This is a genomic window from Lewinella cohaerens DSM 23179 (genome assembly GCF_000379805.1).
Classification (GTDB): domain Bacteria; phylum Bacteroidota; class Bacteroidia; order Chitinophagales; family Saprospiraceae; genus Lewinella; species Lewinella cohaerens.
Window position 1 is genome coordinate 103,163 of the sequence record NZ_KB903540.1, and the last position, 22,132, is coordinate 125,294.

The 22,132-nt window shown below is 45.5% G+C and carries 11 protein-coding genes; 3 read left to right on the forward strand and 8 right to left on the reverse strand.

From position 1 onward, the window contains the following. Window positions 1–59: 59 nt before the first annotated feature. Window positions 60–1,220, forward strand: coding sequence for a prolipoprotein diacylglyceryl transferase (locus tag A3EU_RS0110215; RefSeq protein ID WP_020536061.1), 1,161 nt, complete (start codon window positions 60–62; stop codon window positions 1,218–1,220). Between the two features lie 1,923 nt (window positions 1,221–3,143). On the opposite strand, the gene A3EU_RS0110225 is transcribed toward A3EU_RS0110215, so the two are convergent. The 4 genes from A3EU_RS0110225 to A3EU_RS0110245 all read right to left on the reverse strand — a co-directional run bounded on the left by A3EU_RS0110225 (window position 3,144) and on the right by A3EU_RS0110245 (window position 13,097). Next, entirely contained in the window at window positions 3,144–5,222 is a 2,079-nt protein-coding gene (locus tag A3EU_RS0110225) for a fibronectin type III domain-containing protein (RefSeq protein WP_020536063.1), read from the reverse strand. A 125-nt stretch (window positions 5,223–5,347) separates the two neighbouring features. Continuing rightward, window positions 5,348–11,215, reverse strand: coding sequence for a hypothetical protein (locus A3EU_RS0110230; protein WP_020536064.1), 5,868 nt, complete (start codon window positions 11,213–11,215; stop codon window positions 5,348–5,350). Between the two features lie 314 nt (window positions 11,216–11,529). Further along, window positions 11,530–12,645 carry a glycosyltransferase family 4 protein gene (locus tag A3EU_RS0110240; RefSeq protein ID WP_020536066.1) on the reverse strand — a complete coding sequence of 372 codons (1,116 nt, stop codon included), beginning with the start codon at window positions 12,643–12,645 and terminating at the stop codon, window positions 11,530–11,532. A 47-nt stretch (window positions 12,646–12,692) separates the two neighbouring features. Further along, window positions 12,693–13,097, reverse strand: coding sequence for a LytR/AlgR family response regulator transcription factor (locus A3EU_RS0110245; protein WP_052331294.1), 405 nt, complete (start codon window positions 13,095–13,097; stop codon window positions 12,693–12,695). A 174-nt stretch (window positions 13,098–13,271) separates the two neighbouring features. Between A3EU_RS0110245 and A3EU_RS0110250 the strand changes: the two genes are divergently transcribed. Further along, a complete protein-coding gene (locus tag A3EU_RS0110250; protein WP_044085677.1) occupies window positions 13,272–14,795 on the forward strand; it encodes a hypothetical protein in 1,524 nt (507 codons plus the stop codon). A 58-nt stretch (window positions 14,796–14,853) separates the two neighbouring features. Here A3EU_RS0110250 and A3EU_RS0110255 read toward each other — a convergent pair whose 3' ends face one another. Further along, complete coding sequence (locus A3EU_RS0110255; RefSeq protein ID WP_020536069.1) at window positions 14,854–15,099, reverse strand: hypothetical protein; 246 nt, start codon at window positions 15,097–15,099, stop codon at window positions 14,854–14,856. A 2,289-nt stretch (window positions 15,100–17,388) separates the two neighbouring features. Between A3EU_RS0110255 and A3EU_RS35490 the strand changes: the two genes are divergently transcribed. Further along, the gene (locus A3EU_RS35490; RefSeq protein ID WP_425412675.1) at window positions 17,389–17,634 is read left to right on the forward strand and encodes a T9SS type A sorting domain-containing protein; all 246 of its coding nucleotides are present in this window, start codon (window positions 17,389–17,391) and stop codon (window positions 17,632–17,634) included. 69 nt (window positions 17,635–17,703) lie between these two features. Here the strand turns inward: A3EU_RS35490 and A3EU_RS0110270 are convergent, their stop codons facing one another. From A3EU_RS0110270 to A3EU_RS0110280, 3 genes are all read right to left on the reverse strand, one after another. After that, a complete protein-coding gene (locus A3EU_RS0110270; RefSeq protein WP_020536072.1) occupies window positions 17,704–18,705 on the reverse strand; it encodes a sugar phosphate nucleotidyltransferase in 1,002 nt (333 codons plus the stop codon). A gap of 99 nt (window positions 18,706–18,804) precedes the next feature. Continuing rightward, complete coding sequence (locus tag A3EU_RS0110275) at window positions 18,805–19,374, reverse strand: GNAT family N-acetyltransferase (RefSeq protein ID WP_020536073.1); 570 nt, start codon at window positions 19,372–19,374, stop codon at window positions 18,805–18,807. A gap of 1 nt (window position 19,375) precedes the next feature. Beyond that, window positions 19,376–22,042, reverse strand: a complete 2,667-nt coding sequence (locus A3EU_RS0110280; RefSeq protein ID WP_020536074.1) for a DNA gyrase/topoisomerase IV subunit A — start codon at window positions 22,040–22,042, stop codon at window positions 19,376–19,378. Between the last annotated feature and the right edge of the window lie 90 nt (window positions 22,043–22,132).

A 22,132-nucleotide genomic window follows, 5' to 3' on the forward strand; every position in this document is an offset into this window, starting at 1 on the left:
AACGGTAATAAATCTTATCCTTGCGTTACTAATTACCCAAATACCAAGACCAACAGCGCATGTACCCCGATCTTTCCTACCTCTTTCACGATCTCTTTGGCACTGCTACAGACAACTGGCTGAGCATCTTTAAGACCTTTGGTTTGCTCGTTGCTATGGCAGTACTGACAGCAGCATTTTTGCTAAAAAAAGAACTCCAACGGCGTGCTGAAATCGGTCAATTCCAAGGTGTTCCAGCCAAAATCATCAGTAATGCACCATTGGACATCCAGGACTATGTACTCAATGCGTTTTTTGGTTTTATCGTTGGTTTTAAGCTCGTATACATCGCCCAAAATCTGGACGCCATGCAAGCAGACCCTGCGAGCATCATTATTTCCGGTAAGGGAAACTGGCTGGCTGGAATAATAGGTGCAGGCCTGCTTACTGCTTATTACTTCTATCTGGATAGCCAGCGTAAAAAACAAGGCATTAAAGAAGAACTCAAAACACTCTACCCGCACGACAGGATCATGGACATTTCTACGGTGGCGGTTATCTCAGGCATTATTGGGGCCAAGTTATTTACTGTCGTTGAGCAACCACAAGCCTTTTTGGCTGATCCTATGGGGCAGCTTTTCTCAGGAGATGGATGGACGATTTATGGGGGCTTGATTGGTGGTTTCGTGGGTGTCTATATTTTACTTCGGCGCAAAGCTATTCCCGTTTTACCGGTAATCGACGCTGTTGCTCCGGCGCTAATTGTTTCTTATGGTGTAGGCCGTATGGGCTGTCACTTGGCGGGTGATGGCGACTGGGGAATCCCGGCAGCAGCACAACCAGACTGGTGGTTTCTTCCCGACTGGCTATGGGCCCAAGATTATCCTCGAAATGTGCTCAATCGTGGCGTTGAAATGGCAGATTGTGTTGGAAAATACTGCAATCATTTAGCAGAGGCCGTTTACCCTACCTCCGTTTACGAAACCATGATGGCCTTCACCATCGGGCTCATTCTTTGGAGCTTACGCAAAAAAACGACAGCATGGCCAGGCTTACTTTTCGCCATCTACCTTATGTTCAACGGTGCGGAGCGATTCCTGATTGAAGGCATCCGAGTTAATGATCGCCACGAAGGGCTGGGAGGTTTTACCCAGGCAGAATTCATTGCTTTGATCCTCCTGGGCATTGGTGTGGTATGGGCGGGATGGTTGCTGTTGGCAAAGAAACAGGATGCGGTGTAACACAGCCATACTCACTTTGTAGTAAATTTAGCCACAGAGGCACAGTGACACGGAGGTTTCTATTGGGATGTTTTTTTTAAAAAAAAACTCCGTGTCTTAGTGCCTCTGTGGCTAGAAAAGTCAAAGTAAAAATAGCTTTACAAAAGAAATTACCGCCACCTGTATTGGTACTGAATGCCACCAAACAACTCCGTATAGTTAGCAAACTGTTCAGATTTATTGTGGTTCAAACTGGTGTAAAGGCTCAACTGGTGCCGTTTAGCTGGTGCGAAGCTTAGGTTCAAACTACTGCTTAACAACAGGCCATCCGCTTCCTGATCAAGGTAGTTTTTAAACACAGAATTGTGTAGCGAGACGCTCCAACGACCATCTTTGGTAGATTTATTCACCCCGAAACTGCCACCAAAACGATTGGTGCGTAGTGGGTAAACATCTATGCGCTGAGCTTGTAATGAGAAATTGAAAGACCACTGGCTAGGGAGTATTCCCAAGTTATAAGAAACCATCGCCAGCCAAGTTTCCATGTTCGTGAATTCACGCGTAAAGGGGTTGCGGTCATTCAGCGCCTGAAACTGCCCGAGTACAAAAATCTGTTGCGACCGTAGGCTATCCTGCCATTGCCAGTGCGGACTGACACTGTAGTTGGTCGTCACCATNGCTACCCTTACAGAGTCGATATTATCCAAGCGACTGTCGAGTTGATCAATGCTGTAGTTGGTGAAATTAATATCCGCACCAAACCGCGGGTTAGGGTTGATGTTTAACACAGCGTTGCCAACAACCCGCCGTGTCGTTTCTAAGCGGTAACCCAACAAATTATTACGTTCCAGGCCTAGTGAGCCCGACAGGTTTACCTTCCGTTGCGCAAAAGAGATTTTAGGTGCAATCAGCCATCGCTGTAAATCATTGGCAAAAAAGTAACTTCCCAAGCTATTGAACTCGGGCATGATGCGCTCGAAAGTTGTGCGTAATAATACCGGTGAAAAATCAAACTCCAACCCTCCCCTTACGGCATAATTGAGCTGCGTAGAAGTACGTACCTCCAAAGGTGTAGGAATACTGGCAGACAAGTAATCTGCGGCGAGGTTAGATCGCTGATCGCGATTGAGCATATTGCCCGCCAGTTCGCCCGTGAAGTTTATCTTTTTGCCTAAAGGCAACCGCCAGGTACAGGCCACAATCGCATTTTCAGCTGCTTTCAAGGTACTATCTATCATTCCGGAAGGAAGTGAATTGGGATCGTCTTTGGCCTGAAAGTAGATCAGGTCAATAAACTGATTATCTTCTCCAATGCCCAGTTTGAAAGCCATTCCATTGCGTTGGTAACGAGCAGGCAACTGTCCTCCTGCAACACTGGTGGTAGCCATCCGTGCCGATCGCAAGCGCCCATACATGGCACCAATACGCCACAAACCGGGGTCCATCTCCACGCCTACCCCCAAGAAAGAGTGTCCCGCCAGTGAGTAATTCGAGAAATTGAGATTTCGCCACCCTGCATGAACCTTGAGCCAACGGTAAGTTGGGCTCATCCCAAACTGGGCAAATCGTGGGTAGTTGAGCTGTTGGCCTTGCTGCCCCAAGGTGAAAGAAAAAGGCAACGACACCTCGTACAATTGGAAGTTGGCACTGCCACTCATGTTCCAATTCGGGGAGGTTGATCGCCCATCAATGCCACTGGCTTGATAAAACTGCGTGCCCAACTGCAAGTTACCACTGAGTTGTACCGCAGGTTGTTGCCCGAGGTTTTCCAGGTTCTGGGTAGCAATATTTGATGACAACAACAGGAAAACAGCTAAACACAAAAAGGAAGACTGCCAATAATTCATAATAGGGATTTATAACTTAGTATAGGGACACGAGACGACTCTTTCGCCCCTTGAGGCAAAGGATAAAGAGACTTAATGCATCCTAAAACAGTTCAACTTAAAATTGAAGAAACTCACTTTCTGTCAGCAAAGATTCACCGCCGTAATCATAGACTACTTGCAGGCCATACTGATACCTGTCACCACTATTGGTGCTCAAATCTTGGTAGGAAGTCTCCTCGGCAGACAATGATTTCAGCAAACGTAGTGGCCCCTCATTGACAGCGCGATAGAGCAACAACCGATAACCGGATGGTACAACGGGATTTTGCCAAGAAAGCTCGATGCCATTCCCCGTGCTCGTCATCTGCAATTGAATGGCCGCAATGCCAGCGGGGTTGGAAGCCTGCGTCATTTGAACCTGCATAACCGCCGAAGAAGCTGACCACAGCGTCGCGTCATCATGACACCTGACACTGTATTGGTAGGTTTTCCCCGCAAGGGCCGTACGATCTTGGTAAATCTCTGGTTTGCCCTCCAGTAGGGTGAGGCTTTCCCAGTTGCTTTGGCCTGGTTCACGGCGACGGATTTCGGTGTGGGTCACATCCTTACTAGGGCTGGGTAGCAGCTGTAGGTCGACACTCGTAGCGCCGATGGTTACTTGCTTAATTTGGGGAGCTACCGGCGCGATTAGGTCGGGTTTATCCACTTTTAAGACCTGCGAATAGTCACTGGCGTTGAAATAACCATCCATCGCCACCACTCGGTAGTAGATTTCTTCCGTTAGGGTTTTAAGTGACAAATGGTGGGTGTAGCTGGGGTTTGTTACAGGCGTACTGTTCAATTGGGTAAACAGGTGATCATCCGCGTTGGCGAAAAATACATTGTAGCCCATGAGGTCTTTTTCCTGGTTGGGTGCCCATTCCAAGGAGAGTAGCCCCGTGGTGTCGATGTGTGCTTTTAGCCCTTGCGGTGGAGCAGGAGGCAGACTATCGACCCAGAAATTATTGATAGGTAGTGATTGTGCGAAGTTGCCCGCGGTATCAATAGCAGTAACGGTATAGTAACGCTTTTCACCAGGCGCCGCTGGTTTGGTATCCAACCATGCTTTTTGGTTGGGCGTAAGCAGTTTTTCATTGACCCACGAATACGGCCCTTCGGCAGTAGGTCCCGAGGCCACAAAGAAACCAGCTAAATCTGCAGGTTCCTCCAACATCCGCCAGCTGATCAATGATCCCTCCGGAAGTTGTTGTACCTGCTGAGGCAAAGGCGTTGATGGAGGCGTACGATCGCGGCCCATACCTTCGACCCAGCTAATATCTTCAGCCACTCTGCCAAAGGCATCAAAAGGACGTACTCTATAACTGGCAGGTACATAATTTTCCGTGAGTGGTACCCGAAAGGTGGCCCACCCGCCAGCCAGCGAGTCAGAGATACTGTTTTCAATAATGATAAACGGAACCTCGTTGAGGCGTTCAAAGTTACGACCACCATCCGACGAGCGTTCTATCCAGTAGCCAGAAGCAGGGAAGGGGTTCTCAGCGGGATTCCAGCGGAGGCTTATTTCTTGTTCTTTTTCTACCAACTCCAAGGCTGACACACGTGGCAGCGGAAATTCAGCAGTAGGTTCCAAAAAGTACCTACCTGGCACAGCTACTGCATTCTCCACAACTGCAGGGGCCACTTCGTAAATATAGCTTTTGCCAGCGACAGCCGTCTTGTCTTCCCAGCTCAATGCCAATGCAAGCGCCAATTCAGGTTCAGCATCAGCGGCAAGCATGGCAAACCCAAAGAGGTTTTCTTCTTGCGTATGCCGAGCAACGATCCCTCCAGCGAGGCCAGCCTCTGGGGCCATTTCTATTTTGCCGTAAAGGCCCTGAGCAGCAATGGCCGCCAATTGATGGTCGCGCCCAAATTGCGCTTTGAGGTCTTCCAGGCTTTTAGCTCGCAGTGGCATACTTGTCAATTGTTCACCTGCTGAGAAATCAGCGCCACGCTCCCCCATTGGATACCGATAAATATGGTAGCCCTGCTGACTCAACACCTGCCAACTCGCATAATTTACGGGGGCCCAACGTAAATGATTGACGCCTCCCTCTTGATAACCAATGACACTAATGCTTGGCGTAGTAGCCGATTGTCCTAGTAATCCACCAGAAGTGATACATAACAAAAGGACGAAAAGTAGATTTTTCATAATTTATTTTTGACACACCGTTGATGTTTGCCAACCGTAGCTTGGGCTTCAGCCCGAGCGTAATTTTCACGCTCGGGCTGAAGCCCAAGCTACGGTTCGTACTCAAGGCACTAGCTTAACACCGATTAATAAGTGATGTAGGTTTCTTTGCTCTGTAAGCCACTCTTGTGCTGTACGCCTGCTGGCAAACTGCGAATAACCCGGTAATACAATTTCTCTTGTCCGACCTTGGGGATAAACTGCTGATTGAAGCCATGGTCTACAAAAAACTTCCAAGGAGTATACTGTCCAGCATCGCCCCAATTGGGTGTAAGGCCGCCTTGAGTAATCATCTGCTTCAGTTGCTCTTTGGCATAATAGCTATGGTGCGCGTGATCGTAGAGAATGTTCATTTTGTGAACTACTGGTATTGCCAGTTGCAGCGTATTCATATTCAGGAGATTTCCACCACCGCCGCCATTATTGACTTGGAGGTTTTGAATATTTACGCCACCGCCGCCTTGGTTATAGGCGCTTACGATTTCGTTATTGGTCAATTTATTGTCTTGGCCGTTGCCCGTGTAGCGGATGCCGATAGCATACAAGTCCATGCCATTTGAGATGGGCTTGCCGTGCAGCCAGCTACTATTTAGCGGATACTCTCCGGCACCAGGTACATTCCGAGTGTAAGGAGATGCGGTAATCGAACTCCCCAAATTCGTGGCCATCAGTTCTTGCAGTGGTGTTTTATAATAGTGGTGAATCGGCCAGCGAACTCCATTTCCAGTACCGCCATTGATGTGTATGCGGGTAAGGCCAATACCTAGCAATGGAGCTACAGCGCCGTAGGCATTAGCACTTGGATTTAGGTCATAAAAATCCCAGGCTTCGTCACCTGTATAAGTGGCTGTAATTCTTCGCTTCATGCTTCCATTACCAGCAGCGACCTGAGTAGCCTGGTTGGTGTAATTGTTCCATTTGGTAAGAATATGCGAGTACTTACTGGTCCGAAAGTATAGGGCGTACAACTCGTGTTCGTTTTCACCAATGGCCGAACTATTGATTCGAGTATATTGGACGTTTGCAGTGTTGCCCTGCCCAAAATCGGTGGTCTGGGTTTCGGTGGTCAAAGCAGCCTCGTTATTGGCTAACCATGCACCAGGTTTCTTTTCTAGTAATGCCAACAACTGCACCATATAGATGGTCTCGTGCTCAAGGCCAGGCATCTCGAACGTGACTTGCTTCTTAGAAGGATCAAGCTGCAAAGGAACCTCTCCTACCACCGTCGCACCATTCTTAATCTGATGGAAACGAACCACAAATCGGTACTGATAATTTTCAGCATCACTCGGCTGGGTAGCAAAAAGATAACTCGGCCAGCTCTTAAAGCGGATCACCCCATTTGCTCCATCGCCTTTGTAGAAATACCGCTGGTGGCGACGAGGATAAGTATCAAGGATATTGCTGTTCGTCAACACTTGGGGACGTGCGCCAGTCGTGAATTCCTGTGATTTTATTTCGTAAGCCGTAGCAGGATCATTTTCAGCTACCGTGATGGTTTTCCAAGGCATTTCTGCTACGCTAAACTTGCGGTGCTCACCCCATACTTTGGCAGTCAGGCGGTATTTGCTATAGCCTTTCAGCGCCTCATCTGGGCGAAACTGGGCCAATTGGGTTTGCTTCAGGAAGAAACTCCCTGCTACCGTTTCCGGTTGAGCCAGGTTTACCCACTGACCATTTTGCCATTTGGCAACTCGTTCCAGCTTTACATCATCGACGAAAAACCGAAACTCATGGTGCGTACTATTGGGATCTTCAGGATCTTCCTGCAGTAATATATTTTTACCAATAGGTAAATTGAAAGCTATCTGAGGAGTGACAAACACATCTTCGCCGCTGCCTTTAGGTGCCATGTCCGCAATAATCTCCAATCCTTGGAAAGCTCCTCCGGAAGAAGGTGTACAAACCTGTCCGGCCTCAAACTTGAAGTTAAAGTTACCTTCCAGTTTTCCGTTCAGCACACTGTAGCCACCCGTTGCAGCACCTTTCACCCAGGTGGGGTTGGGCAAGCCAACTTCAACCGCAGCATAAAGATATGCGGAGAACACTTCTATTTTTGTTTCCAAAAACCAGGTATCAATATCAATACCGCAAGTAAAATCAAAACCTGCGTAGGCTTTACCAATAGCATAATAGTCATTGAAGCCTACCTCATCCATACCTTGACAGCTAATCGCGTTTTTAAGTAAAGCCACATCGTAGCCCACTGTCAAGTCCATATCTGCATAGAAAATCAAGAACTTCAAATCATTCGCAGCAAAATTGATTTGTTGGCCAAAAGCCAGCCCTTCGTATACCTTATCTCCACTGAGGTTACGTACCAGGGAGAAATTCTCTAGTCCTTCTTTGTTTTGAAAACCAGGTGGTAAATCAGGTGGTGGAGGAATTTGGTTCCCCATCATAATGTAGGTGCCTACTTCGTAAGCAGAGAAAATCTTCATGTTCATACGATCATTAGGCGTACCTGCCAGGATTTTCCAAACACCGGGGGCAAATTTCGTATAAATGTTCCCCTCGCCTACCAGCACCGGGTTCTCTTCCGATCCGTACATGAATTCTACCCCAAAGTTGCCTTCAAAGGTCTTATCCGGGTGGGTATACATTATATCTACGGTCGCTATGACCTTGGGGTCGTCGCGTTCCATAATGTCGGTCATGAAATAGCCATCGCCTGTCAGGCGGATAAAGTCGAGGCCACCATTGCTATTGATTTGCATACTAAACTCTATGTCAGCATTGAAAGGCGTGGGGTCTGGTGAAATACCGATGACCACAGAAGCTTTCAACCCAAAGAGCGTATTTTCATCAGGTAGGTAAGTAACACCGGAGGAGGTTGCACCCACTTCGTTGAGGCCGGCAGCAGTGGTAGTTCCCGGCTTACCTTTCATATTCTCCGCAGAAGGAAATCCTGTAGCTTTCATGTGGTAATAAGCACCGCCTCCAAAACCATAGATGGCAAAACCTGGCGCCACTACAATCCCTGGTTGAATAATAGCCTTGGCATCCACAAACCAGTAGCGGTAGCCATCTACTTTGCCAAACTGCACGGTAAAGGTCTCAATGCTCACACTAGGCTGGACGGTCGCTGAAAAATCACCACGAAAGCCTCTACCAAAAGTAGGGTCACTACCATTGTAAAAATTGACTTCTCCGTACATATCCATGAACCCAAGATCAGCATCTACAACAATTTTTTCCAGTTGGCTACCATCGTACTGCCAGCTCTGGACGTTGCCTTCCTCTACCAGTGAGCCAGAAATATTCAGCTGCGTGAGGCCTTCAATGGATTTGGTCGCATTATGGAGTTTCACACTAAAACCCAACTGCAAACTGGCTTTACTATCGTCGATGACCAGCGCTACGCCTTCTCCTTCATTTTCGGGATTAATACTTACTTCAAAACCATTCAATGACTTTTGTGGACTGGCCAGGCTGAACAATTCACAACTCAGGTAAGGTGCTTTGTTTCGAACAACAAGGTGCTCAAATGCCATATCTGGAAAATCGAGCGTCATGCCCTCCTGATCGGGTAAGCCTCCAGCAAGGGTTAGTGAACCACTCATATCCGCAGCGGTCAGTACCTCTTGACCTTCAACAGTGACCGACAGCGTGGAGCCAGGCAGCAACGTCAGGTTAGCCGCCCACATATCTACAGAAATATCATCGAGGGGATTGATCGTAAATTCCATCCCTACATCCTGATCCGTCTGGCTGAGTGAGCAGCTGTAGCCAATTCCAGTATCGCTAATAGGCAGGCGTACTTCACCATCGAAGATGCTCTCCTGCAAGCTGTTATTCACGAGTTTCAATTGAAACTGATCAATCGAAAATTGCCAACCGCCGAGATTTCCCTGATTGAGTGCTAGCAAGGGTGCAGCAGATATCTCGCCACTTACGCCTAATTTATCAATGAGTAGATCCTCGGCATTAATCGTTATTCGATCATTGTTCTTTTTACGTAAGTAAGTCGGGAGCTGAAGTGCTAACTGCGGAAAATAAAAACCTTTCCATATTTCACTTTGGTTGCCCTGATAACCTACCGGGTACTGGATACCGTCAATTGCACGAATGTCCGAATAATCCACCATCACTTGACCTTCGCTGACTTCCAGGCCTTTGAGACCTTTCACATAAAAAGCGGGCATGCTCAGTTCTCCAATAAAATCGCCCCAAACACTCGCGAGGAAGAAGAAATCGGCAGCTACAGGGTCATTACCTTCCACGGGAGTGAGCATATTACCATTAAAGACAAACGCTCCGGCTACTTGAAGGGATTCATAGCCTTGGCAATCCCACTTTACGCGAGTAGTTTGTTCGCCTTGCCCTGGTTTTATCACCAAATCAATATTGGGGCCAAATGGAAGCGCGACTTCTGTGCCCAGCATAGTCAATTCTTGTAAGCCTTCTGCGGAAAGCCCCGTTGGGTGAAAACAAATGCCTTTACTTCCAAAAGCCAAGATTTCGTTGATCGCTTCGGGGATTTCTATAGGTAGAAATGCATTGAGCAAAGCGCCATCAGGACCAAAACTCATGCCCGTGATATTGAGCAACTGGGTCAGGTCTTGCACATCGGTTTTGAGCGCGAAGGGGAGATTTGCTGCACCGTCAGGGTTGAGTAACTCGGTATAACGCTGACCTTGTTCTACGTAATTCTTTACTTGCTCCACCTGTGTTGCAGTGATGCCTGCAAGTTGACCACTGGTATTGCGCATGGCTTCGTTAACCGTTGCTCCTGGATCGGTGATGGCAAATGCCTGGCCATTGATAACCTGCCCTTGTGCATTGACCTGAAGGTTATCAAAGTCAACATTGACCCAGGTATTGAACATCGGGACTTCTATCTTCCCCTTGCCGGTAATATTGTTTCCGCCCCAAGTTACTTCGGTTAGCTCCATATTAAAATACCCAAGGCTGAGGGTAGAACCAACACCAAAACCACCACTAACCGCGGGGCCAACAGGAAGCACAGGGCTACAATCTACCGGCGAGCAAGGCGGCTGATAACTTTGATTGGGATCGGGTTGTGGATTAACGATTACTATGTCGTCATCATCGTCGGGCACATTGTTATCAAGCCCGCCATCTTCTGCTTCGTAATGAAAAACAGATACAGGACTATGGCCCTGGTTGCGATACTGAATCGTCTGGGAAGGATCGTAGGCTGTAACCCTCACGGCGTAAGTTCGGCCAGCAATAAGTGGCGGTAAGCCTGCATCATAGACTAAATTTGGGGAGAGGATGTTGTCCCTTTGAAAATAAACGCCAATGCTCGGATACTCAAACGCATCATTAGGATTGGGAATATTATTCATCGTCATGTCTATCAATTCCAGACGATAGCGGGTATACTGTGGCAACCCGCTAGGCGTCCAGTTGAATATCAAAAACTGGGGCTGCTGTGGGTTGACCGCTGCTTCATTTTGGGGGTGAAGGAGTATTGGGGGATCATAATGGGTAATAAAAAGGTTGGTACACCCTTGGAATTCATTGGACAAAGCCGCACCGTTGACCTCGTAGGTCATTGCGCGTAAGCAAATCGTATAAACGCCTTCGGGGAGCGCGCCACTCTGGATGATCTGCTCTCGATCAAAACCTTGGTATTGGACATCATTTTCATTGACCCCCTGATTGAGGTTGCGAAGTTGTGCGCCGTTTAGACTTAAAGTCTGAAAAGGCATCAGCGTAATCGGGCTGGCTGGCAGGTAGCTGTTTTTTACTTCTAAGCTGATTTCTCCACCAGCTTCTTCAATACTTGTTAATAGCTTAACCTGCACAGTAGTCGCCGAAGTATTTGTAAGCGTCACCAGCGTTTGGCTACGAAACTCCAGCAAATCCTCCAGATAAACAGGGTACGGAGGACTAATGGTAAGACTCACATTGACCGACTGGCCAAAACCACGGATCGCCAAGAAGAGAAATAGCCCAAGAAAAAGGGAATAACTGCGTAAGGGCATGGTGCTTTGTGTTTTTGTTCAGGATAAAAAGCACTACAAATTTGCCCGACCTTGGGTCGTCAAAGGTTTATCGAAAATGCAAAAAGTGTAAAAAAGTGTAAAAATGGGAGGGGCAAACGGTGGATAAGCTTGAAATCAGGGCGGCTTTTTGTTTGTTTTTTACTTCTGGTGGGGCTAATCTCCCTACACAAAAAACATGCACATATCATCGCGAATACAGTAAGGAATATGCGACCTCGGCGAGGTCGGACATTGTACTCTAGTAGATTGATTATCAAGATTTAATGAATGTCTGACGTTTCAAACGGCCGCCTTTAGAGCATTAACGCAGCTTCTATCACCGCCACCGCCTTTTCCCAGCTGTATTCCTCTAATCTTTGAGTGCCTTTTTCAACCAAAGCATTTCGTAAGTTTTCACTGTCGTACAAATGCTTCATCCCAACAGCGATGGCTGAGATATCGGTGGGGTCAACTAAAAGGGCAGCATCTCCCGCAACTTCAGGCAAAGAAGAAACAGATGAAGTCAGTACCGGCACCTCTGCCTGCATAGCTTCCAGTAATGGCACACCGAAGCCTTCGAAAAGAGAAACATACGTCAAAGCAAGCGCACTAGCCACCAAGCGCGGTAACTCTTCGTCGCTGACATAACCCAAAAAACGGATATCTTCTTTTACCGGAGAGTTTTCATAGGCTTCTTTAATTCCACTCGTTTGCCAAGCAAACCGCCCCGCGATCAAGAGTTTTAGTGATGAAGATGTTTGTTGTTTAAACGAAGCAAAGGCTTCCAGGAGCCGTACAATATTCTTGCGTGGGTGAAGCGCTCCCAAGTAGAAAAAATAATCCTCTCCCTGTGCGTAAGCTTGTTTTATTTTTTCCTTTTCCAGTACTGGAAGTGGCTGAAAAGAAGGAGAAGGCGCATTGCAGGCAACGGTAATTTTCCCCAGTGGAATCTGGTATTGTTGATGAATGTCCTGTCGACAGAATTCAGAGACCGTCACCACTTTTTCGGCACGCTTTAGGTAAAGCGGCACGTATTTATGGTAAAAACGAAGGGCCCAAGCTGGAATTTGTTCCGGATAATGGACATGAGCTATATCATGGCTTACCATCACAGTGGGCACCTTGCTACGCAGGGAACAATAGCCGTCCATACTCAGAAAAACATCTGCTTTATACCACTTGAGTACCACGGGAATGGCCCATTCAAACCACAAGTGCCATAACCATCCTCGCCGGGCTGGCGGAGGTAGCACTAGTGGTTTTACATTATCTGCATAGACGAATTCATCGTCATACGGTCGATCAAAAAGAAAGAGAAATTCGTGTTGCGGATGTCGTTCAACAAGGCGACGGGCAACTTCATGTGTGAAGCGCCCAATGCCTTCCAGGCGACCAGTTAACAGCAAGCGGGTATTTACGGCAATACGCATGCCGCGAAGATAGGGGTTTGGGGGTATTTTTCGTATCTGATTTCTCCTTACCGAAAATACCGCTCTAACCGAGTGAGGAAATCCTGCCGACGAGTAGAAGATACCGCAAGGCTGGCCCCGCCTTCCAAGATCACATAGCCACCTTTACCACGGACATAACGATCCAGATAATCAATATTGATAAGGTAGGAACGATGTATCCTTATAAACTGATAAGGGGCAGCAAGCCTATTCTGCATATCCTGCAAGGTTCGACAGACGAGTAGGCGTTCTCCGTCCTTAAAGTGAAGAAAGGTATAATTGCCCGCAGCTTCAAGATAACAGATGTTTTTGATGGGCTCAAAGCGCAATCCATCTGTAATAGGCAAAGCTATTTTTGGGTTACTAATCGTTAGCGGCAGTGTACGTGATGCCTTAGTAAGTGTTGGTTGTTGTCCGGAGATAGCAGTCATAATAATAGTATTAATTCTTCTGCATATTAGGTCAATTACAAGGGCAATACAAACCGAAAACAAGCTAAAAGTCAGGTTTCTGTTTTTTGAACAAATACACCTTTGTCTGGGTTCTTACTTCAATATTCCTTAAATTGAAGGCGATGTCATCCGCTTTCAACCGACTTTCTAAAAATGTCCAAAACACCCTCCAAGCGCTTATTTGCGTTGATCAAATCGTTATCAGGCCCCGAAAAGCGCTACTTTAAAGTGGCCAACCGTTCTGATAGTGGTAGTAAATACTGGCTGCTATTCAATGCCATTGAGTCTCAGGAAACCTTTAACGAAGTACTGCTACAGCAAGAAGTTTATGGAAAAACACCCGTCCAAAGTCGTAAATACTCCGAGCTCAAAGCCTACCTCTACGATCTGCTCCTAAAAAGTCTACAACAATACGATGAACAAACATCGGTTGATTATCAACTCAAGCACCTGCTGATGGGCATACGCTCATTGCATCGTCGCTGGTTATTTGATGATTGTAAATACCTATTGAAGCGTACAAAAAAAATCGCACAAAAGTATGAACGCTTTAGTGTGATATTGGAAGTTTTGGATTGGGAAAAACAGTTGGCTTACGCCAGTGTCGATGTTGATTATCTAGACAACAACCTTGCCCTGCTTCAGGAAGAAGAACAATCTTGTTTGGCTAAAATGGCCAATATTAAAATCTACCAAGGATTGTTCTACCGTCTTTATTTGATGGTACAAAAGAACACGGTTCGTTCGCAGGAAGGCAAACATGAAGTAGAAACATTAGCCAAACATCCACTATTGATTTCCGAAGATCAATGCTTATCCTTTCGAGCCAAAATTCTCTTCTACCGTATCCACTCTATCCTACACTACCAATTCCGGAGGATGGAAGCATTTTACACCTCTTGCAAAGCACTCATTGAACTCATGGAAAGCGAGCCTTCGATACTAAAAGAGGACAGTACACAGTACATTGCAGCGCTTAGCAACTTGGCTGCCAGTTGCGGCTACGAGGGGGCTTACCAGGAAATGAGGGATGTTTTGGAAAAACTTCGCAAAGTAAAGCCCCAAACCATTGATGATCAGCTCAAAATACATCGACAGTATTACAACAACTACTTCGGCTTATGTATCAATACTGGCAGTTTCGAGGAAGGCCTCAAGGTATTAAAGCGCCATTTGCAGGATGTTAAGAAGATAGACAACTCTCTCTTTGAACACCGTAGCTTCTACTTTCAGTACTTCTATATTTACTTTGGTGTTGAAGATTACGACCAGGCTTTGAATTATCTTAATGAATGGTTGAACCTACCCCGAAGTGTGGATCAGCAAGACCTCCAGCACCTTGCTCGCTTGTTAAACCTGGTGGTACATTTTGAAGTAGGGAATACTATTCTACTCACCTCTTTATTACGATCTACACAACGTAACCTCCAAAAGAAAGGGCGCTACAATGCTTTTGAACAACTGTTCATCCAATGCTTAAAACAAGCAAATCAGCTACCCGCCTACCGGGAACAGCAAAAAGTATTCAAGGAGTATTTAAAAAAATTAGAAACCCAGCAGCTCACTGCTCGGGATCGAGCGACCCTCCGCTTCTTTGATTTTGAAAGCTGGCTGAAAAGCAAAGCTACTCGCACCCCCTTTTCTGAAGTCATCAGGGCTAAAAATAGTTTAGCTTGACCTATCCAATTCGGATCAAATCAAGCTAAAATAAATACGTACAAACTAAAGTACAATACTAAGGCATAATTTCCTGCATACCACTACCGGTGACAGATGGCCGTGTAGCACTCACCCCACTTGAAACAAGTCCTTTAGTGCCTTTATCATCACGAATACGAATAGTGATCTCATCCCAACGCACGGTAAGCGATCCTCTGACAGTACCCGGCATTTCGCGGTAACCGCCTTTTACTTGCTTCAGTGCCTCAGCGCTTAATGCTGTTGGCAATTTCTTATTGGTGTTTAGTTTCTTTCGGTTCATAAGAGTTGTGTTTTATTGTAAAGACAAAAATAGGCCAATTTCACTTTTATGAAAGTACCACCATTTAGGGGTTTTAGCAAACCTAATTTTGCAAAAAGTCAGGTTGCTGAAAAGAAAATTACCAGAATTTAATTTATGCCAAAATTATAACCAATATAGTTTTGTCAATTTCAATATTTATGCTATGTTTATTTATCTCAAAAACAATTTGCTGTACTGAAACTAGTGCTCCTTACTAGAGCCGAGCATTTGTAATTTTCCTAACGACAACCTTGTCTTACCGCGCTAAAGCTATTCCTTATTGTAACAACAGTAAGGAAATTTACTATTTACCCAGTTAAAAAAAACAATTTTATGAAGCGAATTTTACTCTTGTTTATACAATTACTCCCCGCTTATCTTCTTGTAGCTCAAACAGTAAGCGCGACCTATTCATCGGGAGACATTCCAACTACTTTTTCTTCTTATGATGCCACCTGTAGTGGGGCTGCTACCCCACTAGTAGTAAGTCTACCTGCTGGTATGTGGATCGTTACTGGTGTTGACGTTACGTACGATATGACTGCCACAGGCGGTGGTTGGATGTCAGAGCAACGCAGTAGGTTAGCTTGCCAAGAGACCAGCTCATCGGAAGCAACTTTTGCGTCTGGTTCAGGAAGTTTAGGAGGAACCTTTAGTTATTCCCGTACTGGTCTAAATATTGCTAATGGCCTGCAAACTGGAGATCTTACATTTGAATTACAGGCATATCGTACTTGGGAGGGTACTTCCGGGTGTAATACAGCTGTTCAGAAAGTAGATGACGGAACGTGGGTGGTAACCGTAAATTATGTAGCGATTACGACAAATGTAAACTGCTCTAGCGGAGGGGTAACTGATACTTATTGCTATGGCGATAACGATAATAGTAGCTGGGGATACACGGCCTCGGATGGCGCACGTACCTTAACTTTATCTTTTAATGCTGGTGGTATCGAATCCTGTTGTGACAATGTAACCATTTATGATGGTTCGGACAATACAGGTGCAGTCTTGTATTCAGGAAATAATGGTGGAAATTTGGCAGGCCTTACCGTAACTTCTACCGGACCTGATATTTTCATGCAGATGAGCTCAGATGGTTCTGTATCCTGCGTCAGTGGCTCAGGATGTTGCACCTCTCAATGGGACTGGGACGTCTTTTGTGCTAGTAGTACTACAACAGTAACCTGCGGTTCCATCACTAATGATACTTATTGCTATGGCGATAACGATAATAGTAGTTGGGGATACACTGCCTCAGATAATGCCAGAACATTAACGTTAACATTCAATACGGGCGGTATCGAAACTACTTACGATGACATCACTATCTATGACGGTTCGGATAATACTGGTCCTGTCTTATTCACAGGAGACAATGGCGGAAATTTATCAGGCCTTACTGTCACTTCTACTGGACCGAATCTATTTATGAAGATGAGCTCTGATGGTTCTGTATCTTGTGGCTCGGGGTCAAGTTGTTGTACCTCTCAATGGAATTGGGAAGTAGAATGCACCACTCCGTCAAACAACGAATGTATCAACGCCGAACTAGTAAATGATGGAGAGACAATTACAGGAAGTACTACAACTGCTACTAACGTAGAGGCACTTACACCCTGTCAAAACGGCGGAGGTGGCCAAAACTGTAGTGGTACAGGCCAGGGCACAACCGACTTTTCGGCAGGAGTCTGGTTTAAATACACCTCTGGTTCCAGCGAAACGATTATAGTTTCTACTGATAATGCAAGTACTAATTTTGATACAGAGATTATTGTTTATCAAGGCGCTTGTGGAGGACTTACTTGTGTGGGAGGAGATGATGACAGTGGGGCAGGATTTAACTCTATATTCTGTTGGGAATCCAGTGCTAACTTTGCCCCTGTCGATTATTACATTTATGTTGATGGGCATAGCGGCTCAACCGGAAACTATGAATTCACAATCAATACCATGGCTATCCTCCCCGTAGAACTCGCCTCATTTGAGGGCGAAACCAGGAACGATTACAACCTCCTAAGCTGGAAAACCACCTCCGAGGCAAATACCGAAATGCACCAAATTGAACGCTCTATTAACNGCAGAGATAGCTGGAAAATGGTAGGCGAAGTAACTGCTGCGGGCAATTCCTCAGAGACGATCAATTATAGTCTAAAGGATGAGCATCCTCTTCCCGTGGCTTACTATCGGCTAAAATCTGTTGATTTTGGCGGTTATACCGAATACTCTGATATTCTTCTATTGCAGCGCAAAACGGATAAAATAGAAATGATCAGTATTGCCCCAAATCCAACAAGTGATCTGGTAAATATAGATTTCTTTACGCCAGATACAGATACCTACACCATTACAGTGACCAATATGGTAGGCCAGACAATCAGCGAAAGTCAACCGTATTTAGAGGAGGGGAATCAACGTCAGAATATTGACTTTAGTAATTTTGACAATGGCATTTACTTTTTGAGCATTAGTAACGGTACCGAGTCATCCGTTTACAAAATCATCAAACAGTAAGACTAAATTTCTTTTATCTATGTCTCATCAACCCGGATTTTGCGACAAGCAAAATCCGGGTTGATCATTTTACCCATTACTAAAATCTATCTCCGTATTATCACCAATGTTCAAACTCTGGCGCAACCCTGTGATCGACGTATCATTGCCCACCACTGAACGCTGGAGGATAACCTCTTTGATACTGGTATAATTACCAATAATAGATTCCTTGAGGATGGCGTTATTGATCATCACATTAGAACCTACCGTCACATGAGGGCCTATGATGCTGTTAGAGATACGGCAATCCTTGCCGATACTTACGGGATGGATGATGATCGAATTCTCAAGGTTAGGGATATCCTCTGAGGCGAAGCCTTCTCTATCTAGAAAGATAGCATTTGTTTCCAATAATACCTCACGCTGCCCACAGTCGAACCAGTTATCTACAGGATAGATGTCGAAATGAACATCTTTTTCCAACATCCGCATCAGCGCATCTGTCAGCGGAAATTGTTCATTGGTTTTTATCTCTCTACTAATATTGAAAGACAGCGCATCGATCAATAGTGGTACTTCCTTGATTTTGTAGATGCCAACCATGGCCAGGTCTGACCTCGGTATCCGGGGTTTTTCCACCAGACGATGTACTTTTTGGCTGCCCCTTAATTCAACAACACCAAACTGACGTGGATCAGCGACCTTCTTTACGGCCAGGCAGGAATGCTGATTATGAACGATTTCTTCAATCTTGGCATCAATAATCACATCACCAAAAAAGATAATGATTTCTTCTGCATCAGCGAAATGCTCCCGCGCAATCCAGAGGGCATGGCCAGAACCCAAGCGATCCGTCTGTGTAACAAATGTCGCTTTTAAATCAGGATATTTATCCTGGATATAGCTTTCAATTTTCTCGCCCAGGTAACCAACGATGAAGATAAATTCTTCAACCCCTGCTCCCAGCAGTTGGTCTACAATAAAAGAAATAATAGGCTTTCCTGCTACTGGAATCAGTGGCTTGGGCTGGGTATAAGTGAGAGGTCTCAGGCGTTTTCCTGCTCCCGCAACGGGAATGACAGCTTTCATAAGGGAACAGATTAAAAATTTAGTAAGTTGACAAGGTAAGCATTAATTGAATTAGAATCGAAATTTGCATTTAAAAACCACCTCGTGTTAGGTATAGCCTCAATCCACTGCCGCGGTTTGGCATTCCAAGCCTACGACTACCCAAGGTTCTCCACCAGGTACCTGATACCGGATCACTTCCACAAAACCTACCTTTTCATGGGCACGTATTGAACGGGGGTTCCGTTGAGATATTTCGGTTAGAATCAGATCAAAATGAGGTGCCATTCGTTCCTGCATTTTTTGATATAGGCCTTTAAAAACACCTTGTCCACGGTAATTTTTTGCCACACAAACTTGCCCCATCAAAATATAACGAAACGCCGACACTGGCTGGCCTTGCCATTCCATTTCATGAATTCTTTCTATGAAAGGAACCAGTACAGGAACACGTTCTTTAAAATCCTCTGTCATCGAGAGCGCATAACCAACTACATCATCACCTTCTTTTGCTATGGTATGCGCAAAAGGACGGTTCATATCCCGTAATAAATCCATGTCATGAACCACCGTCAAGAAGCCTTGCTCCAGTGCTTCTTTTGGACTGATACTCCCTGGTAGATTTATAGCTTGAAGTGCAAGGATACCCTCCAAATCCTGATCATTTTGAACAGCTGTGTATTTGACCATACTAGAACATTTTGGCCTGTCCGTTGTCGTCTAGATCAAATTCTATGCTGTCTCCAGCAGATAATTTTTTGTTTCCCTTGCTCTCTGCTTTTGCTTTAGGCTCCTTTGCTTTAGCCAAAGGAGGCCCCTGTGTTTCCAGTAGTTTTTTAGAGAGACTGATCTTCACATCTTCCAGCTTATTACCAACAGATTTCCAGCCCTTTACATCAATAAACTCAGCCAAATTTATCGATTTTTCCTCCTTACCTTCTTTTGTACGAATGCTGTACGGAAGAACAGGCTGCTCAGCAGCACTCGCATAAAAGAGCTTGGACTGGTTATGCTCTGTAATATAAGGGAAGCGCTGCCCTGTACTCGATGTCTCTACTTTAAAGCGTTTGACTACCGTCCATTTACGTTCTCCTTCATAGTAAACGGCACTAATCACCATGTCTTCATGGTATTTTCCTAAGAAGAATAGTTCCTTGGGTTCAAAACGCTTGTTGATATCCAAATCCATCAATTCGTACGAACCATCGGTATAAAGTGCCATCAACTGATCGCCGGTATCAAAGGCTCCCAAGTAAAGGCCGCGTTCGTCGGTATTGAGTCGGCCACTCACATTATCCATCCACATTTTCATAGCTCCCAGGGTAGATTTACCTACTTCTTTGAGCGTAATCTTGCGGACCCCGTAGCGGGTCATGATATTGCCCTTTGAACCACGTCCTTTGATATCAATTTCTCCAAAATCAACGTCAAAATTCTTGATTCTTGCTTTGGCATTTTGCGTAAGCTGCACATTGATCACTTCTGCTTCACCATTCGGGTTAGCACTGAAGTAAAGTACTTTGTTGAGCTTATGCCCCGTCGTCAGATCATATTCTCGATCTCGGGTAATAGCGGTTACATTAAAGCGCTTGATCATCGAACGGCCCGTTTTCGCATCTACGTAAACCAAATTATACGTAGTTCGATCATCACCTTTCTTCCAAACATCAACATGAAGAAGGTCTTTACCCACGAAGGTTTTATCATCAATTCTGGTTACCATGAATTTTCCATCACGACGGAAAACAATGACATCGTCAATATCCGAACAGTCGGTAATAAAGGTGTCTTTTTTTAATCCCATCCCAACAAAACCTTCCTTCAAATCGGCGTAAAGCTTGGCATTGTTTACCACTACCTGTGCAGGCTGTACCTTATCAAAAGTGGTAATTTCCGTTTTCCGGTTTTGGTCTTTACCATACTTCGTTAGCAAGTGCTCAAAAAAGGCAATTGCATATTCCGTAAGGTGAGCCAAGTCGTGCTTTACTTGCTTGAGCTCTTCCTCAAGTTTAGCAATAAGCTCGTCTGCCTTGAAGGTATTGAACTTGGAAATTCGCTTGATCTTTATTTCCGTCAGGCGAACAATATCGTCTTCGGTGATGTCGCGAATTAATAGTAGGCGATCATCCTTAGGCCCCGCTTTTTCGCCGGGTACCCGAATGTATTTCCGCAAACCTTTATCAATAAGCTCCAATACTGCTTCCCAGGTTTCAGCTTCTTCGATATCGCGGTAGACACGCTGCTCGATGAATATCTTTTCCAGACTAGCAAAGTGGAGTTTTTCCTCCAGCTCTTTTTGCCGAATTTCCAGCTCCTTACGCAGTAGTCCCTTGGTGTTTTCAGTAGAGATATAAAGCATCTCTTCCACCGTAAGAAAGTGCGGCTTATCGTCGATAATGACACAGGCATTGGGGGAAATCGACATCTCGCAATAGCTAAAGGCATAAAGCGCGTCAATTGTAAGATCAGGAGATACGCCCGTTGCCAACTCAATGGCTATTTCAACTTCAGCAGCCGTATTATCAACGACCTTCTTGATTTTTATTTTGCCTTTGTCGTTGGCTTTAATGATGCTGTCAATCAGAGAAGTGGTGGTAATACCAAAAGGCAGTTCACGGATAACCAGGTTCTTGTTATCCACCTTTTCAATCCGACAACGCACCTTCACTTTGCCCCCTCGTTTACCGCCTTGATAATCGGTGACATCGATCATGCCGCCGGTCTCAAAATCAGGATAAATCTTAACGCGCTTGCCTTCCAAAATTTTGATAGAGGCTTTGATCAGCTCGTTAAAGTTATGAGGCAAGATTTTCGTACTCAAACCTACCGCAATACCTTCTGCGCCTTGGCTCAGTACCAAAGGAAACTTCACCGGTAAGTGGATAGGTTCTTTTTTACGACCATCATAGGAAAACTGCCAATCCGTCGTTTGTGGATTAAAGACCACTTCAAGCGCAAACTTGGTCAGGCGTGCCTCTATGTAACGAGAGGCTGCCGCCCGGTCACCAGTACGGGAATCACCCCAGTTCCCCTGCGGGTCAATAAGCAGGTCTTTTTGCCCAAGATTCACAAGTGCATCACCAATAGCGGCATCACCGTGAGGGTGGTACTGCATGGTTTGGCCAATGATGTTGGCAACCTTGTGGTAACGCCCATCGTCCATCTGCTTCATCGTATGCAGAATACGGCGTTGTACCGGCTTTAGACCGTCCAATACTGCCGGCACCGCACGTTCAAGAATTACATAACTGGCGTAATCCAGAAAGTAATCTTGATACATTCCTTTGAGGGTAACGATGTTATCTTCATCACCTGGTGGTCTGCGGTCGTCTTTATTGGGGTCCTGCGCTTGGCTCATTCTATTATTTTAGTCCTGACTTCAATCTATTCTTCAAATCTCCGCAGATAGTCTAAAGGTCCTGCTTAGAACTGACAAAATGCTTAAAAA